Genomic DNA, 16,438 nt, shown 5'->3' on the forward strand with positions numbered 1-16,438 from the left:
CCTGACCCCCACACTGCCAGTGTGGTGCGCTACCAGCTGCGCCATAGCCCCGTTTCAGTTGTTTCGTTGCACCGGAACTCACTTCCGCGTGCTCGAAGAAAGTTACACCATTGCTGTCCTGGCCAACAAATCGGGTGGTCAGGGCGCTTCGCGCCTGTGAGTGAGTAACGGGTCGCCACACCCATTACCCACCCACGGGCACCGAAGCCGCCTACAGCTGGGACACCCAGTTTTCATTGCCGAGAGCGTCGATGACGGTGCCGTCCTTGACGACCGCGGGTGTGCCGGTGGCGCCGCTCGCTGCGAGCGCCTGACGCCCTGCCTCTGCGTCGATCGCGGCCTGCTCGACGCGTGCACCGGAGGTGATGCACCGAGCGGCGTCATCCGACGCTCCCGCGTCGCGAGCCAACTGCGCGAGTTCCTCGTTGGAATGATCGTCGCTGCCGTTCTCCTTCGGCTGATTCGCCGGCGAGAACAGCTCCGCATGGAACGCCGAGTACGCCACGGCGTCGCCGGTCTCGGCCACACACTGGGACGCGGCCACAGCACGGGTCGAGTAGTCACCGCTCGCGGACAAACGGTCGAGGAAGTTCAGGATGTGGTAGCGGACGGCCACCGCGCCGTCGTCGATGGCCTGGGCCAGTTCCTGGCCGTTCCGGTTCTCCAGTTCGGCGCAGTACGGGCACATCGGATCCTCGAAGAGATCGATCGACGTGGCTGCGTCGGGACGCCCGAGGAGCACCACCCCGTTCTCCTGCAGCGCCACCTCGACGGCGGAGTTCTGGACTCCGCCGTACCCTTCGTTGCGCGGCTTGCTGCGATCGTTCTGCCAGATCACGCCGCCGATCACCAGCACGGCAATGACGAGTACGGCGAGGCCACCGAAAATATAGGTGGCCCGGCTGGACTCCGGCTGCGGGTTGTACTTGGTTTTCGCGCTCACGTGGATGCAGTCCTTCGACGTCGAATCGATAATGCCGGTTGTCTACTCTGCCATCACCTGCTGAGGGGTCACTGAGAATCGGGCTCGCGAGCCGAGTCCCAGTGCGAACGCTGCGCGGGGATAGACCACCAGCCAGCCCGCCAGGAGCAGAAATCCCAGGTCGCGAAGAATCTCCTGGAGGTAATCCCAGCCGTTGACGTCAGCGGGACCGCCACCGCCGAAGCACCCGCAGTCGATGGACAACCCCCGGGACCATACGGACACGATCACGCCGATGAGGACGGCCAGTACGAGACCTGACACCACAGCGGTGGCCCGCACCGCGATACCTGTCAACAGGAGCAGGCCGAGGGCGATCTCGAGGAATGGCAGGGTGTTGGCGACGGGGCGGACAAGGTCCTCGGGCAGCAGCTGGTAGGCGCGCACCGCGACGATCGTCTGCGCGGGGTCGGCAACCTTGATGGCGCCGGAAATGAGCCACACGGCGGCGAGTACCAGCCGGGCAGCGAGAGAAGCGGTCTTTGTCCACACCTCAACGAGGGTACCGAGGCGGGGGGTCAGGCTGCCTGAACTGTCGCCTCGATCACGGTCTTCCTCGGCACCAGCAGCCAGCCGACCGCTGCGAGAAGCATCACTCCGCCCGTCACGGCGAACGCGACGCTGTACGAGAGATGCTGAGCCAGCAGCCCCGCACCGACGGGCCCGAGAACCCCACCGACGTCGGAAGCCATCTGGAAGGTGGCCAGGACCGGCCCCCCGCGCGACTTGGCACCGACGACATCAGCGACCGCAGCCTGCTGAGCAGGGCTCATCACGCCGGATCCGATGCCGGCGACGGCCGACAGCACCAGGAAGACCACCAGGCTCTCGCTGAATCCCATGCCGACGGTGGCCGCCCCGCACACCAGCAGTCCGAGTATCACGAAGACCTTGCGTCCATAGGTGTCCGACAGCCTGCCCGACACCATCAGCACCAACGCGTTACCGACGGCGAAGACAGTGAGAGCGACCCCGGCGAGAGCTTCGTCACGTTGCAGTGCCTCCACCACGAACAGCGGCACCATTGCGACGCGGACTCCGAAGATCACACCGCCGTAGGCGAAATTCGAGCCGAGCGCTGCGCGGTACACGGGTGAACCGAGCGCTTGCCGCAGAGTCATCGTCACACCGGCGCCGGTGACGTCCGGAGCGGTGAGCCGGGAGTTCTTCAGGCTCAGGAACACCACCGCAGCGGCGACGACGAGCGCAACGGCGTAGATGACGAACGGAACCCGCAGACCGAAACCGACGAGCAGCGCACCCACGAGCGGGCCACTGATCGAACCCATGAGAAAGCTCGTCGCGTACAGTCCGGACACACGTCCGCGGCGGTCGGGCGGTGCGATCCGGATCACCAGACCCATCGCCGAGACCGTGAACATGGTCGACCCGATTCCACCGAGCGCACGGAACAGCAGAAGTTGCCAATAGTCCCCGGCCACCGCGCACGCCGCAGTGGAGGCGGCGACGACGAGCAGGCCGGTGATATACACCGGTCGCTCCCCCAGTTTCTGCACCAGCCTGCCGCTCACCGGAGCGAACACCAACCGCATGAACGCGAACGACGAGATGACAACGGTGGCTGCGGTGACGCTCACGTCGAAACTGCGGGCGAACTGAGGAAGCGCGGGGGCGACGATCCCGAATCCGAGTGCGATGACGAAGCTGGCCGACACCAGCACCCAGATTTCCCTGGGAAGCTGCGCCTCACGCCCGGCGGGCGGTCCGGCTGCACGAATGTTCATGATTGGACCTGATGTTATGTGCACCCCGGGTGCCGCCCGGACGCGGCCCGGGGGCCGACCCTCATTTCAGAACGTCGGCCACCAGCTCCTTGGCTGCCGCCTGCACCTCGGCGAGATGCTCCGGCCCCTCGAAGGATTCTGCATAGATCTTGTAGACGTCCTCGGTGCCCGACGGCCGCGCGGCGAACCACGCGTTGGCCGTGGTGACCTTCAACCCACCGATCGGCGCCCCGTTGCCGGGGGCGCGCGTCAGCGTCGACGTGATCGGTTCTCCGGCGAGTTCGGTGGCCTTCACCTGGTCCGGCGACAGCTTCGCGAGAACGGCCTTCTCTTCCCGGGTTGCGGGTGCGTCGATCCGGGCGTAGTAAGGGCTGCCGAAGCGGTCCGCCAACTGCCGGTACCGTACCGAGGGAGTCTTCCCCGTCACCGCGGTAATCTCCGAGGCCAGCAGCGCGAGAAGCAGACCGTCCTTGTCTGTGGTCCACACACTCCCGTCGTGCCGCAGGAACGACGCACCGGCGCTCTCCTCGCCGCCGAAGCCCAGCGAGCCTTCGAGGAGGCCGGGAACGAACCATTTGAAACCGACCGGAACCTCGAGCAGTTCGCGCCCGAGACCGTGGACCACGCGGTCGATCATCGACGAACTCACGAGCGTCTTCCCCACCTTGACCGTCGACGCCCACCGCGGACGATGTGCGAACAGGTAGTCGATGGCGACCGCGAGGTAGTGGTTGGGATTCATCAATCCGCCGTCGGGGGTGACAATTCCGTGCCGGTCCGCGTCCGCGTCGTTACCCGTGGCGATGTCGAACCGATCCCGGGCCCCGATCAGCGATGCCATCGCGTCCGGTGACGAGCAGTCCATGCGGATCTTGCCGTCGGTATCGAGCGTCATGAACCGCCAGGTGGCATCCACAAGAGGGTTGACCACCTCGAGATCGAGTCGGTGCGTTTCCGCGATGGCGCCCCAGTAGTCGACGCTGGCCCCGCCGAGTGGATCGGCACCGATACGCACACCCTCGCTCCGGATCGCATCGAAGTCGAGAACACTCGGCAGGTCGTCGACATAGAAACGGAGGAAGTCGTAGCGTTCGGCGCCACGGATCGCCGTCTCGAAGGAGACGCGACGGACACCCCGCAGATTCTCGCGAAGCAGTTGGTTGGCGCGGTCCGCGATGATCGTGGTGGCGTCGGAGTCGGCCGGTCCCCCGTGTGGCGGGTTGTACTTGAATCCGCCGTCCCGCGGCGGATTGTGCGACGGCGTGACGACGATCCCGTCGGCCTTGGATTCGGGGCCGCTTCCGTTGTAGCGCAGGATCGCGTGGCTGAGCGCCGGTGTCGGCGTGTACCGGTCCCGTGAATCGATCAGTACCGTCACGTCATTGGCCGCCAGCACCTCGAGCGCGGACGTCCAGGCCGGCTCGGACAGTGCGTGCGTGTCACGTCCCAGGAACAGCGGGCCGTCGATTCCCTGCGAGGCCCGGTACTCGACGATGGCCTGCGTGGTGGCCAGAATGTGTGGCTCGTTGAAGGCCGAGTCGAGACTCGAACCGCGGTGCCCGGACGTTCCGAACACCACTTGCTGCGATGGCTTGTCAGGGTCGGGAAGGCGACTGTAATACGCCGACACCAGGTGCGCGACGTCCACGAGATCTTCCGGCAATGCAACCTGGCCCGCCCGGTGGTGCGCCACGAGACCTCCTGAACTCATTAGGGAAACGATCGATACCTCATCCTGCACCCTCACGATCGGGACCGCGATCAGGACACCACGCCGAACCCCAGCCATGCCGCGGCCAGACCGACCGAGATGCTCGCGAGAACGTACAGCAGCGAAGTGAACGGCTTTCGAATACGGGCAAGACCCACAGACTCCACAGCGAAGGTGGAGTACGTGGTGAGGCCGCCACAGAACCCGGAGCCGAGCAGCGCGAAACTCTGGGCCGACATCGATGCACCGGCGAACATACCGAGCAACAGGCAACCGGCAATGTTCACGAGGAAGGTGGCAACGGGAAAACTCCGGTACGAGGCGACGTGCCTGCCGGCGAGGTAACGAACAGCCGCACCGAGAGCGCCGCCCACCGCCACGAGGACGACGGTCATGCGACGACGCCCGCCGCCATCCGATGCCGTTGCCGGTGGATATGACCGGCGAGCATGCCGAGCCGGGCCGCGGCCAGCGCGGGTGCCAGCGTGGCCACGATGTACAGGACCGCTCGTCCGGGCTCTTCGCTCACGGCGTCGACCGCGAAGGTCGAGAACGTGGTGAACCCCCCGAGGACGCCGACGCCGAGGAACAGCCGCCACAGACGGTCCGGCCCGACGACCTCGGCGAGATACCCGAGCAGGAGCGATCCGACGATGTTGATCGCGAGGACCGTCCAGATACCCGGCCATTGCTCGCAGAGCGCGAACCGGGCGCTCGCGCCGAGTGCGCCACCCAGCGCGACCACAGCAACGGGCCTGACGTCGACCACCGGCGTTCCTCCTGCCTGTCCGGATCACGATCCTGAGGGCACCATAAATCCTGGACACCGTAATCGGAAACGGAAAAAGCCGGGTCCGGAAGTTCATGCGAACTTCCGAACCCGGCTCTCGTGGAGCTGCCGGGAATTGAACCCGGGTCCTCCGCAGCAAAGCTAGGGCTTCTCCGTGTGCAGTTTGCTATGTCTCTACTTGGATCTCCCGGTCTCGCAAACAAGCCAGGATGACGATCCCAGTCGCTGTTGGTTGTCCCGTTCTGCTCCGCGACCGAGCCGAACGGTAAAGCCCTCTAGCTGATGCCAGTACCCGAGCCGAGGGCGAACCCGGACTGACAGACACGCAGTCGCTACTTAGGCAGCGAGGGCGTAGTCGCGCTGATTGGAGTCGGCGCTTATATGTTTGCAGCGACGCTTACGGTGGTCTCTTGCCTGCACCGACACGCTTCCCCTACCTCAACGTACGCAGTCGAAACCGTTCAGCCCCGTACGTGCCCCGCGTTCTTGTGGGGCCACCAAGTGTAACGCTAACGAACCCAGGATTTCATCCCGATTTCCGAAATTCTTTTTTTCGCGCCGCCGGTCAGCTCGCAACCGTGATCATCCCCACTGCCGCGAGGGCCAGAAGCATGCCCGCCTGCTGGACCCGGCTCACCCGTTCGCCCAGCATCACCATCGCCAGCAGCACGGTGGCAGCCGGATAGAGGGAACCGATGACACTGACGAGTGAGAGCATTCCCCCCTGGAAGGCGTACATCATCGCGGCATTGGCCAGGACATCGAGAAAACCGACGTACACCGCGAGTTTCAGCGGCTCCCCGTGCGGCAGGACGAAGCGGCCCGCCGCCACTGCCACCGCCCACACCACCATGGTCGCCGCCAGTCGCGAGATGGCCAGCGGCCACAGTCCACCCTCGTCGCCGATTCGATGCAGGGCGACGAAGGCGAGTGCGAAAGCGATGCCGGAACCCACCGTGAGAACTGCCACATTTCGGGTGAAACGCAATACCCGGCCGCCGGCCACCTCCCCGGCGGCCGCGTCGGGAGATTCCCGGCTCACGAGCACCACGGCGATCAGCGCGACCGCGATCCCGGCGAACGCGATCAGTCCCGGCCGTTCTCCGAGCGCAATGCCGACGAGGACGGGTATCCCCGCGACCAGAACAGCCGTCAGCGGCGAGACCACCGACATCGGACCCGAGGCCAGCGCCAGATAGAACCACCACACCGCCACACCCCCGGCGACTCCCGACACCGCGCCCCACACCAGCGACGCCGTGGACAGTGATCCATCCACGAACGGGGCGATGGCGAGCACGATCAGCACCGACAGCGGGTACGAGACGATCACCACCCGCAGCGCCGCCACCCGGCGGGACGCCACACCCCCCACGAAGTCGCTCACCCCGTAACCGACCGCGGCGACGAGCGCGAGCAGAACGGAAGTCAGCGCATACCCTTGACTCGGCGTCCGAGTTCGCGGGTCACCTCACGCTCGGCTGTCCGCCTCGCCAGATCCTGGCGCTTGTCGTAGTCCTGCTTACCCTTGGCGAGGGCGAGTTCCACCTTCACCTTGCCATCCGAGAAATACATCGAGAGCGGCACCAGAGTCTGATTTCCCTCCCGCGACTTACCGAGAAGGTGCTCGATCTCCCGCTTGTGCAGCAACAGCTTTCTCGTCCGGCGCGGGGAATGGTTGGTCCAGGTGCCCTGCGTGTATTCCGGGATGTGCAAGCCGCGCAACCACACCTCACCGTCGTCGACGGTGGCGAAGGCGTCCACCAGCGACGCCTGTCCTTCCCGCAGGCTCTTCACCTCGGTACCGAGGAGTGCGATTCCCGCCTCATAGGTATCGAGAATCGTGTAGTTGTGTCGTGCCTTGCGATTGGTCGCAATGACCTTGCGGCCCTTTTCCTTCACGTGCCGGGCCTTTCAGTCCGCGATGTCATGAACAGTTCTGTAACTTCCAGCATAGGAGGCCGGGCAACAGGATTACTCGCGCACGTACAGCCGCAAGGTGACGTAGGCGGTCACGGCCGCCATTCCGACACCTGCCAGAATCAGGACGGGTGAGATGAACAGCACGTCACTGTTGGAAATCCGGGCGACGATATTGGCCTCGTACACATCGGCCAGCACGTCGTCGACGAACACGTTCTTGGCGGTGAACAGCCCTGCAACCGCGAGAACGGCACCGACCAGCGCCGCCGCCACCGCCTCCAGGAGGAAGGGCAGTTGCGTGTACCAGCGGGTGGCGCCCACCAATCGCATGATGCCCACCTCGGTGCGCCGGGTGAACGCTGCGATCTGAACCATGTTCGCGATCAGCAGAATCGCGGCCACCGCCTGCACGATCGCGATCGCGAATGCGGCGTTGCGCACACCACTCAGCACACTGAACAGCCGTTCCACCAGTTCACGCTGATTCAGCACACTCTCGACACCCGGCCGCATGCCGAATTGGTCGTTGATCACCCCGAAACGTTCCGGATCGCTCAGCTTGATCTTGAACGACGCCGGGAAGCTCTCGGGACTGACGAGCGCCGCCAGTTCGGGCTGATCCTTGAACACCCGCTCCGTTGCGTCCTTCACCGCATCGTCCCGATTCAGGTACTCGACGGACACCACCGACGGAGTCCGCTCCAGCTCGCTTCTCAGCACGCTGCAGATTTCCGCATCACACGCGGGATCCGTCGTGGAAATGTCGTCGGTGAGGAAGATCTGCACCTCCACTCGGTCCAGGAAGATCTGCTGAGTCTTCCCGGCCATCTGCACCACGAGCAGACCGCTGCCGAAGAGCCCGAGCGAGATGGCGGTCGTCAGGATCATCGCAATGGTCATGGTGACGTTGCGACGGAGTCCGGTGAGGACCTCACTGAAAATGAAACTGGCGCGCATCGGGGAATCAGAGTCCTTCGTCGGGCGGGTTTACGGACGGGGCCGAAACTGACGAGCTGAACGTGCTGTACATCGGGAGCGGCGGAGCTACCGTCCCACGCCGTACACCCCGCGAGCCTCGTCCCGCACCACTCTTCCGAGGTCGAGCTCCACCACCCGGCGGCGCATCGAGTCGACGATGTGATGGTCGTGGGTCGCCATTACCACGGTGGTTCCGGTCCGATTGATGCGTTCGAGCAGAAGCATGATGTCCTGGCTGGTATCCGGGTCGAGATTGCCCGTCGGTTCGTCGCACAGCAGCACGAGGGGACGGTTCACAAATGCGCGCGCGATCGCGACACGCTGTTGTTCACCGCCCGACAACTCGGTGGGCAGACGGTCTGCCTTGCCGGACAGGCCCACCATCTCGAGTACTTCCGGCACTGTCCGCGCGATCATGGCACGAGGCTTGCCGATCACTTCCAGTGCGAACGCCACGTTCTCGGACACCGATTTCTTCTGGAGCAACCGGAAATCCTGGAACACGACGCCCATGCTCTGCCGCAACTTCGGCACACGCCGCGCGGACAGCTTGTTGACGTGGAAATCCGCAATGTGGATGTCACCCGCGGTGGGCGACTCCTCTTTGAGGAGCAGCCGCATGAACGTCGACTTCCCCGAACCCGACGGGCCGATCAGGAAGACGAATTCGCCCTTGTCCACCTCGACGCTCACCTTGTCCAAGGCGGGCCTCGTGGAGGTCTTGTACGACTTCGACACATTCTCGACGCTGATCACGAGGAGCCAGTCTAGACGTTATCGAACGGTGACCTATCGGAGCGACGCGCGGCGCCCGTCAGAATCCGCTCTGCGTCGTCGTCGGCGGCGATGCGGGCGTCATCGTCGGTGTCTCAACCCCGGCGGGTCCGGGAAATATCGGCGGAATGCCGAACGGCAACGGCGACGAGGACGTCGTGGTCGGAATCTGCTCGCGCGGTGTGATCGACGGCATCTCCAGCGTCGGTTCCGGAACGGTCACCGTCGTCGTCGGTAACTCCTGCGTCGTCTCGGTGGTGGTCGGTTCGTACGTGGGGACGCGGGCCGGCTCACTGGTGGTGACCGCAGGTCCCAGAACAGGGCCTTCCACCGATTCGACCTCGGGATTGAGGTAGGAGTGCAGGGTGTACAAACCGAGCCACAGAATGCACAGGGCCAGCGTCGAGGTCCGCACCCTGCCGCCGAAGAGTCGCGCGGGGATCACGCGGGACTGCAGGATCCTGTCCAGCCCGCGCCTCGATTCGGTCATTCCGCGGTCTCCCCGGCGCGCACGGTCTGCAGGTCGGGTGTGACGGTGATCCCCTGACGTCGCATGGCGGTTGCGATCCGCACGCGGAGCGCGCGCCCGACCTGGAACTGCTTACCGGGCAACGTCCTCGCCACCACGCGCACACTGACCTCGTCCACTGTCAGGCTCTCGACACCCATCACCGTCGGCTCGTCGAGCAGCAACTTCTTGAGATTCCGGTCCGCGAAGGCCTCGACCCCGACCTGATGCAGCAACTCGTTGACCCTGTTGATGTCGGCCATCGCGGGAACCGGAACGTCGATCACGGCCCGGGCCCAGTCCTTCGACAGATTGATCGCCTTCACGATCTGGCCGTTAGGCACGGTGATGACCTCACCATCCGGGCTCCGCATCCGCGTGACCCGGAGCGTGACGTCCTCGATCACGCCCTCGGCGTCGTCGGACGACCCGGTGATGGCGAGACGCACCGTGTCACCGAAACCGTACTGTCGCTCGGTGATGATGAAGAAACCGGCGAGGATGTCCTGGACCACGCGCTGGGCGCCGAAGCCCAATGCCGCACCGAGCACGGTTGCCGGGGCGACGAGGCTGCCGATCGGCAAATTGAGCTGATCGAGCACCTTCATCACCGCGACCACGTAGATGAGGGTGATGACCACCCAGGTGATCACCTGGGCCACCGAATGCCGATGCTTGGTGGCCTCGGACCTGACCAGCGCATCACCCTGCATGTAGTTGCTGTCGATGCGATCGGTGATCTTGGTGCCACCCCAGCTGACGAATCGCGCCAGCAGAAGCGATCCCAGGACAGTAAGAGACACCGCGAGGCCCGTCGACGAAAGCCAGTCGAGCAGGTTCCTGGTTGGGACGAACATGGCGGCAGTTGTCTCCATACGGGGGCTACGCCTGCTTCTCTGCCTGATTCTCGCGCATCCGCCAGCGGATCCCGGCCTCGAGGAAGCCGTCGATGTCGCCGTCGAGAACGGCCGACGGGTTGTTGACCTCGTATTCGGTTCGCAAATCCTTGACCATCTGATAGGGATGAAGCACGTAGGAACGCATCTGGTTACCCCAGGAGCTGCCGCCGTCGCCCTTGAGCGCGTCCATCTCGGCGCGCTCTTCCTTCCGTTTGACCTCGAGCAGTTTCGCCTGCAGCACCCGCATGGCGGATACCTTGTTCTGCAACTGCGACTTCTCGTTCTGGCAGGTGACCACGATTCCGGTGGGGATGTGCGTCAATCGCACCGCCGAGTCGGTGGTGTTGACAGACTGCCCACCCGGACCCGAGGAGCGGTAGACGTCCACTCGGACGTCGTTCTCGTTGACGTCGATGTGGTCGGTGGTGTCGACCACGGGCAGCACCTCGACCTCGGCGAAGGAGGTCTGCCTGCGACCCTGGTTGTCGAACGGGCTGATCCGCACCAGTCGGTGCGTGCCCTGTTCCACGGACAGCGTGCCGTAGGTATAGGGAGACTTGATCGCGAAGGTGGCGCTCTTGATGCCGGCTTCCTCGGCATAGGACGTGTCGTAGACCTCCACGCCGTAACCGTGCTTCTCCGCCCACCGGATGTACATGCGCATCAGCATCTCGGCCCAGTCCGCGGCGTCGACACCGCCGGCCCCCGACCGGATGTTGACGAGCGCATCACGCTGGTCGTACTCGCCGGACAGCATCGTCTTGACTTCCATCGCCTCGATGTCGGCACGCAATGCCGCGCGTTCGGCATCCGCGTCGGCGAGCGCCTCGGCACCTTCGTCCTCCTCCGCCAGCTCGTAGAGCAGGGGAAGATCCTCGAGCCGCTGCCGCAATTCCTCGACGCGGCGGAGTTCGGCCTGCGAATGCGAGAGCTGACTGGTGACCCGCTGAGCATGTTCCTGGTCGTTCCACAGCTCGGGGTCGGCGGCCTGATGTTCGAGCTCGTCGATACGCCGGCGCAACTCCTCCACGTCCAGCACCGATTCGACGGTGCGGAGGGTGGTGTCGAGCTCGCCCAGGTCTGCGGATACGTCGGGATGCACGGTTCCCCAGGTTACCGGGTGCGGCCGGGGTGCCCGCCACCACGGGCTGTGCAGGGCTCTCTATCGCGGATTCGTGTTCGATGTGGCAAGGAGCAAGCTGAGGGAAGTCACGATCGACTGAGCTCGCGGTTCGGCGTCCGAGTAGCCTGAGCGTCCGTGACCGCATACGATGCCGACCTCGAACTCGCCCTCCGAATCGCCGACGAGGCCGACGCGATCACCAGGACCAGGTTCGGCGCGCTCGACCTTCGAGTGGATGACAAACCTGACCTCACCCCCGTGTCCGACGCCGACCTCGCCGTGGAGCGCGCGGTGCGCGGCACACTCGAAGCGGAACGACCGGACGACGCCGTGCTGGGCGAGGAGTTCGGCGGCGCCACCCAGTTCACCGGACGGCAATGGGTCGTCGATCCGATCGACGGCACCAAGAACTTCGTTCGCGGAGTCCCCGTGTGGGCCACCTTGATCGCCCTCCTCGACGACGGTGTCCCCGTTGCCGGGGTCGTGAGCGCTCCCGCGCTCGCCCGCCGCTGGTGGGCCGCGACCGGCGCCGGAGCGTGGACCTCGTTCGAGGGAGCCGATCCCGCCCGCATCTCCGTGTCGGCCGTGGACCGCCTGAGCTCGGCCAGTCTCACCTTCTCGAGCCTGTCCGGATGGCGGGATCTCGGCATCCGCGATCGGTTCCTTGCGCTCACCGATGACGTGTGGCGCGTCCGAGGCTTCGGCGATTTCTTCTCGTACTGCCTTCTCGCCGAGGGAGCAGTGGATATCGCCGCAGAACCCGAGGTCTCGCTCTGGGATCTTGCCCCGCTCGACGTGCTGGTGCGGGAGGCGGGTGGACGGTTCACCGACCTCGCAGGAACGGAGGGGCCGCACGGCGGTAGTGCCGTGGCTACCAACGGCCTGTTGCACGACGAGGTCCTGTCGCGGCTACGTCGCAACTGACAGCCCCTACCAGCTCTTTCACCGAACCCCGCGACCTGCGGTGATTCCGCGCTCCCCCGTGCCCGGGCCACCCCGAACTTACTCGGGAGTAGACACTTACCTTACCGCTGAGTAAGATTTTCGGTGTCCACGCCCGAACACCGAGAAACAGCTGGTGATCATGAGCAAGCAAGACACTGTTGCCCCCTCCGGACGCGACAAGCGGGAGCCCCGCGACACGTCCGCCGTCGGACTCAACCCGGTGAAGCGCGACGCCATGGGTGCCGCAATGCGAGTGTTGACCAGGATCACCGGTTCCGATCTGGCAGAGAAGTACAACCTGCGCCAGACGATCGATCGGGTGACCTACGAAGGCACCAAGACCGGATTCAGGACCCTCGGCGCCGCCACCCGCGGTTTCAAGAAGGTGTCCGGCGGCGGCACCCCCAAGCGTCTTCCCCACAGCCCCACGGCCGGGGCGGGATACTTCGACCTCACGCCCACCGACGACCAGCAGATGATCGTCGAGACGGTGCGCGAGTTCGCGGCGGAGATACTGCGCCCGGCAGCCCACGACGCGGATGCCGCGGCTGCCGCTCCCGCGGACCTCGTCAAGCGTGCCGCCGAACTGGGCATCACTGTCGTCAGTGTCCCCGAGGAACTCGGCGGGGCCGCCACCGAGCGTGGCGCCGTGACAAATTCGCTCGTCGCGGAGGCACTGGCCCACGGCGACATGGGTCTCGCATTGCCGATCCTCGCGCCGAGCGGCGTGGCCGTCGCCCTCACCCAGTGGGGAACCGATGCCCAGCAGTTGACGTATCTGCCCGCATTCGCCGGTGAGCAGGTGCCGAACGCGGCTGTCGTCGTGAACGAGCCGAGGGCGCTGTTCGACCCGTTCGCACTGCAGACCAAGGCCGTCCGCTCCCCCAGCGGGTACAGGCTCAACGGTGTCAAGAGCCTCGTGCCGGCCGCCGCGACGTCCGAACTATTCCTGGTGGCAGCGGAACTCGACGGCAAGCCGTCCTTCTTCATCGTCGAGGCCGACTCCAAGGGGCTCGTCGTGGAGGCCGACCCGAGTATGGGGCTGCGAGCCGCCGGACTCGGTCGCCTGAATCTCACCGATGTCGCGGTGCCCGAGTCGGCCCTGCTCGGCGACGGCGATGCGGACGTGCGCCGGGCCGAGTACGCCGATGCCATCCGGCTCGCCCGGCTCGGCTGGGCATCGTTGGCGGTCGGAACCGGTCAGGCCGTCCTCGATTACGTCATTCCCTACGTCAACGAGCGGGTGGCGTTCGGTGAGCCGATCAGCAACCGGCAGGCAGTGGCATTCATGGTTGCCAACATCGGCATCGAACTCGACGGTCTTCGCCTGGTGACTCTTCGGGGCGCCTCCCGCGCCGAGCAGGGCTTGTCGTTCGCCCGCGAATCGGCTCTCGCCCGGAAGCTGGCTTCCGAGAAGGGCATGCAGATCGGCCTCGACGGCGTCCAGTTGCTCGGTGGCCACGGTTACACCAAGGAACATCCCGTGGAGCGCTGGTACCGCGACCTACGCGCCGTCGGCGTCGCCGAGGGCATCGTCCTGATCTGAGCGGCCGGATTCGACTTAAGGAACAGTCATGATCAATCTCGAACTTCCCAAGAAACTCAAGGCTTCCGCGAATCAGGCACATCAGGTCGCGGCGGAAATCTTTCGGCCGATCTCCCGCAAGTACGATCTCGCGGAGCACGCCTACCCCAAGGAACTCGACACCATGGCCGCCATGGTGGAGGGTCTCAACGACTCCGGCAAGGGTGCCGCGGGTGCCGCACTCGGTCGCGGTGACGAGCCCAAGGTCATCGGCAATGTCAACGGCGGCAACATGTCGTCGCTCATGAATGTCATCGAAACATGCTGGGGCGATGTAGGTCTCACGCTCGCGATCCCCTACCAGGGCCTCGGGAACTCGGCGATCGCCGCCGTCGCGACCGACGAGCAACTCGAGCGGTTCGGGAAGGTCTGGGCCTCCATGGCCATCACCGAGCCCGGATTCGGCTCCGACTCCGCAGCGGTGACCACCACGGCAGTGCTCGACGGTGACGAATACGTCCTCAACGGCGAGAAGATCTTCGTTACCGCCGGCGAACGCTCCACCCATATCGTCGTGTGGGCAACGGTCGACAAGTCGAAGGGCCGTGCCGCGATCAAGTCGTTCGTGGTCCCGCGCGATGCTCCGGGTCTGAGCGTCGCCCGCCTCGAGCACAAGCTCGGAATCAAAGCCTCCGATACCGCGGTACTGCTGTTGCAGGACTGCCGGATTCCCGCAGACAACCTTCTCGGCACTCCGGAAGTCAACGTGGAGAGGGGTTTTGCCGGCGTCATGCAGACATTCGACAACACCCGGCCCATCGTCGCCGGAATGGCGGTCGGCCTCGGCCGCGCCGCTCTCGAAGAACTGCGCCGCATCCTGACCGAGGCCGGGGTCGAGATCTCCTACGACACCCCGGCCTACAACCAGCACGCGGCGGCGGCCGAATTCGTTCAGCTCGAAGCCGACTGGGAAGCGGCCTACCTTCTCGCCCTCCGGGCTACCTGGATGGCGGACAACAAGAAACCCAACTCGCTCGAGGCCTCGATGTCCAAGGCGAAAGCGGGACGTACCGGCACTGCGATCTCCCTCAAGGCCGTCGAACTCGCGGGCACTCTGGGTTACTCGGAGCGCCCGCTGCTCGAGAAGTGGGCCCGCGACTCCAAGATCCTCGACATCTTCGAGGGCACGCAGCAGATCCAGCAACTCATCGTCGCGCGGCGCCTACTCGGAAAGTCGTCCGCAGAGCTGAAATAGCAGAACCGAACATATTTCGAGGGGTGTAGCCCCGCCGCTCTCACGTGTGGCGGGGCTTCCTCGTGCCACCCGACCTGCACCGCCGTGAGTCGGTAACCGCCCTGCCCAGCGGGTCGGAGGTAACAATTCGAGCCGAGAGTTCCCCGTTCGGGTCACGGCCCGATCACAAACCTCCGGACATCTTTATCAAATAATAACCAACTCAGATCCCGTTTCGTGCATACTGGGGACATGTGGTGGATCCTCGCAGCAATCCTCATGACGTGGGCGCTGATCTCGGTCCCCGTTGCGGTCCTCGTGGGACGAGCTGCCCACATCAAGGAACTTCGTGAGCGTCCGTCGCGGCGCAGCAGCATCCGCTGGTCCAGCCCGGCGGCCTGACGCCGGTCCGCTTCGCGACTCCGAAGTGGACCGTTCCGAACAACCCTCGTCTACGCTGAGCGTGATATAGGTCACATAGCGAGAGGGTTCTCGATGCCGGCTCAGCACATTCGCACCAAGATCACGGACACGGTTGGGGCGGTCCGAGTGATGAGCCGCGCGGGCCTCATCCCACTTCCCCGCCTCGACCGGGGCATCCAGTCCATACTGGCCGTCCGGAAGTACGGCCCCTTCGCCGGTCCGGTTCACGCACACGCCGGGAACGATCCCGAAGTCGTCGCCCTGATCGATGACCGGGGTTCGCTCACCTACGGCGACATCGAAGCGCAATCGAACGCTCTGGTCCGGGCATGGCAGGCCGAAGGCATCACCCCCGGATCCGTCATGGGCTGCATGTGTCGTAACCACCGTGGCCTGGTGCTCACCATGCTCGCCGCCGCCAAGAACGGCACGAAACTGGTGTTGATGAACACCGGGTTCGCCCGCCCTCAACTCGTCGACGTCGCAACACGGGAGCAGGTGAAGGCGTTCGTCTACGACGACGAATTCACCGCTGTCGCAGAGGCCCTTCCCGAAGGCACGATCAGGTACCGCTCATGGGTGGATGGCGACACCGTTTCGCAGGTGCGGAACCTCGACGATCTGATGGAGGGCCGCGATCGCCGGTCGGTACCACCGCCTTCGACGGAAGGGGGATTCGTACTGCTCACCAGCGGTACGACCGGTACACCGAAAGGTGCGCCCCGCGGACACACGTCACCCCTCGCGTCCGCCCAGTTTCTCGACCGGGTTCCCCTGCGCCCCGGCCAGACGATGCTGATGGCCGCACCCGCATTTCACGGGACGGGCGTATCGCAGTTCGCCCTCGCACTGGCACTGCAGCAGACCGTGGTCATGGA

General features: G+C 65.1%; 18 protein-coding genes and 1 other RNA gene. 5 read left to right on the top strand and 14 right to left on the bottom strand.

All coding sequences use genetic code 11. From position 1 onward, the window contains the following. Nucleotides 1-211: 211 nt before the first annotated feature. From WAW17_RS18720 to prfB, 14 genes are all read right to left on the bottom strand, one after another. A complete protein-coding gene (locus WAW17_RS18720) occupies nucleotides 212-943 on the bottom strand; it encodes a DsbA family protein (RefSeq protein ID WP_422334433.1) in 732 nt (243 codons plus the stop codon). A 42-nt stretch (nucleotides 944-985) separates the two neighbouring features. Further along, on the bottom strand, nucleotides 986-1,474 hold the full coding sequence (locus WAW17_RS18725; protein ID WP_422334434.1) for a MauE/DoxX family redox-associated membrane protein: 489 nt from the start codon (nucleotides 1,472-1,474) through the stop codon (nucleotides 986-988). Nucleotides 1,475-1,500: 26 nt separating this feature from the next. Beyond that, the gene (locus WAW17_RS18730) at nucleotides 1,501-2,727 is read right to left on the bottom strand and encodes an MFS transporter (protein ID WP_422334435.1); all 1,227 of its coding nucleotides are present in this window, start codon (nucleotides 2,725-2,727) and stop codon (nucleotides 1,501-1,503) included. A 61-nt stretch (nucleotides 2,728-2,788) separates the two neighbouring features. Further along, a complete protein-coding gene (gene pgm / locus WAW17_RS18735; protein ID WP_422334449.1) occupies nucleotides 2,789-4,420 on the bottom strand; it encodes a phosphoglucomutase (alpha-D-glucose-1,6-bisphosphate-dependent) in 1,632 nt (543 codons plus the stop codon). A 68-nt stretch (nucleotides 4,421-4,488) separates the two neighbouring features. Further along, the gene (crcB, locus tag WAW17_RS18740; RefSeq protein ID WP_422334436.1) at nucleotides 4,489-4,833 is read right to left on the bottom strand and encodes a fluoride efflux transporter CrcB; all 345 of its coding nucleotides are present in this window, start codon (nucleotides 4,831-4,833) and stop codon (nucleotides 4,489-4,491) included. After that, complete coding sequence (locus tag WAW17_RS18745) at nucleotides 4,830-5,207, bottom strand: fluoride efflux transporter FluC (protein WP_422334437.1); 378 nt, start codon at nucleotides 5,205-5,207, stop codon at nucleotides 4,830-4,832. Before WAW17_RS18745 ends, crcB begins: the two co-directional genes overlap by 4 nt. A 118-nt stretch (nucleotides 5,208-5,325) precedes the next feature. After that, nucleotides 5,326-5,697: a transfer-messenger RNA gene (ssrA, locus tag WAW17_RS18750) on the bottom strand. A 96-nt stretch (nucleotides 5,698-5,793) separates the two neighbouring features. Further along, nucleotides 5,794-6,648, bottom strand: a complete 855-nt coding sequence (locus tag WAW17_RS18755; protein ID WP_422334450.1) for an EamA family transporter — start codon at nucleotides 6,646-6,648, stop codon at nucleotides 5,794-5,796. 8 nt (nucleotides 6,649-6,656) lie between these two features. Next, a complete protein-coding gene (gene smpB, locus WAW17_RS18760) occupies nucleotides 6,657-7,130 on the bottom strand; it encodes an SsrA-binding protein SmpB (protein ID WP_422334438.1) in 474 nt (157 codons plus the stop codon). A gap of 72 nt (nucleotides 7,131-7,202) precedes the next feature. After that, on the bottom strand, nucleotides 7,203-8,108 hold the full coding sequence (gene ftsX, locus WAW17_RS18765; RefSeq protein ID WP_422334439.1) for a permease-like cell division protein FtsX: 906 nt from the start codon (nucleotides 8,106-8,108) through the stop codon (nucleotides 7,203-7,205). An 87-nt stretch (nucleotides 8,109-8,195) separates the two neighbouring features. Then, the gene (ftsE, locus tag WAW17_RS18770; RefSeq protein WP_422334440.1) at nucleotides 8,196-8,885 is read right to left on the bottom strand and encodes a cell division ATP-binding protein FtsE; all 690 of its coding nucleotides are present in this window, start codon (nucleotides 8,883-8,885) and stop codon (nucleotides 8,196-8,198) included. Between the two features lie 58 nt (nucleotides 8,886-8,943). After that, nucleotides 8,944-9,393: a hypothetical protein gene (locus tag WAW17_RS18775; protein WP_422334441.1), complete on the bottom strand. Its 450-nt coding sequence runs from the start codon at nucleotides 9,391-9,393 to the stop codon at nucleotides 8,944-8,946. After that, the gene (locus tag WAW17_RS18780; RefSeq protein WP_422334442.1) at nucleotides 9,390-10,286 is read right to left on the bottom strand and encodes a mechanosensitive ion channel family protein; all 897 of its coding nucleotides are present in this window, start codon (nucleotides 10,284-10,286) and stop codon (nucleotides 9,390-9,392) included. The genes WAW17_RS18775 and WAW17_RS18780 overlap by 4 nt, the downstream gene beginning before the upstream one ends. A gap of 7 nt (nucleotides 10,287-10,293) precedes the next feature. Continuing rightward, nucleotides 10,294-11,412, bottom strand: coding sequence for a peptide chain release factor 2 (prfB, locus tag WAW17_RS18785; RefSeq protein WP_422334443.1), 1,119 nt, complete (start codon nucleotides 11,410-11,412; stop codon nucleotides 10,294-10,296). Nucleotides 11,413-11,568: 156 nt separating this feature from the next. Between prfB and hisN the strand changes: the two genes are divergently transcribed. The 5 genes from hisN to WAW17_RS18810 form a co-directional block, all read left to right on the top strand. Continuing rightward, complete coding sequence (gene hisN, locus WAW17_RS18790) at nucleotides 11,569-12,357, top strand: histidinol-phosphatase (protein ID WP_422334444.1); 789 nt, start codon at nucleotides 11,569-11,571, stop codon at nucleotides 12,355-12,357. Between the two features lie 154 nt (nucleotides 12,358-12,511). Continuing rightward, nucleotides 12,512-13,924, top strand: a complete 1,413-nt coding sequence (locus WAW17_RS18795) for an acyl-CoA dehydrogenase family protein (protein WP_422334445.1) — start codon at nucleotides 12,512-12,514, stop codon at nucleotides 13,922-13,924. Nucleotides 13,925-13,952: 28 nt separating this feature from the next. Continuing rightward, on the top strand, nucleotides 13,953-15,158 hold the full coding sequence (locus tag WAW17_RS18800) for an acyl-CoA dehydrogenase family protein (protein ID WP_422334446.1): 1,206 nt from the start codon (nucleotides 13,953-13,955) through the stop codon (nucleotides 15,156-15,158). A 231-nt stretch (nucleotides 15,159-15,389) separates the two neighbouring features. Then, nucleotides 15,390-15,539: a hypothetical protein gene (locus WAW17_RS18805; protein WP_422334447.1), complete on the top strand. Its 150-nt coding sequence runs from the start codon at nucleotides 15,390-15,392 to the stop codon at nucleotides 15,537-15,539. A gap of 93 nt (nucleotides 15,540-15,632) precedes the next feature. Beyond that, nucleotides 15,633-16,438, top strand: an 806-nt coding sequence (locus WAW17_RS18810) for an AMP-binding protein (RefSeq protein ID WP_422334448.1), incomplete at its 3' end; no start/stop codon positions are given.

This window comes from Rhodococcus sp. (in: high G+C Gram-positive bacteria) (genome assembly GCF_049286785.1).
Lineage (GTDB): Bacteria > Actinomycetota > Actinomycetes > Mycobacteriales > Mycobacteriaceae > Rhodococcus_F.

Excerpts from the sequence above, each read along its gene's own strand:
- WAW17_RS18730 (WP_422334435.1), bottom strand. The coding sequence starts at position 2,727 with ATGAACATTCGTGCAGCCGGACCGCCCGCCGGGCGTGAGGCGCAGCTT.
- crcB (WP_422334436.1), bottom strand. The coding sequence starts at position 4,833 with ATGACCGTCGTCCTCGTGGCGGTGGGCGGCGCTCTCGGTGCGGCTGTT.
- ftsX (WP_422334439.1), bottom strand. The coding sequence starts at position 8,108 with ATGCGCGCCAGTTTCATTTTCAGTGAGGTCCTCACCGGACTCCGTCGC.
- WAW17_RS18775 (WP_422334441.1), bottom strand. The coding sequence starts at position 9,393 with ATGACCGAATCGAGGCGCGGGCTGGACAGGATCCTGCAGTCCCGCGTG.
- WAW17_RS18780 (WP_422334442.1), bottom strand. The coding sequence starts at position 10,286 with ATGGAGACAACTGCCGCCATGTTCGTCCCAACCAGGAACCTGCTCGAC.
- WAW17_RS18800 (WP_422334446.1), top strand. The coding sequence starts at position 13,953 with ATGATCAATCTCGAACTTCCCAAGAAACTCAAGGCTTCCGCGAATCAG.
- WAW17_RS18805 (WP_422334447.1), top strand. The coding sequence starts at position 15,390 with ATGTGGTGGATCCTCGCAGCAATCCTCATGACGTGGGCGCTGATCTCG.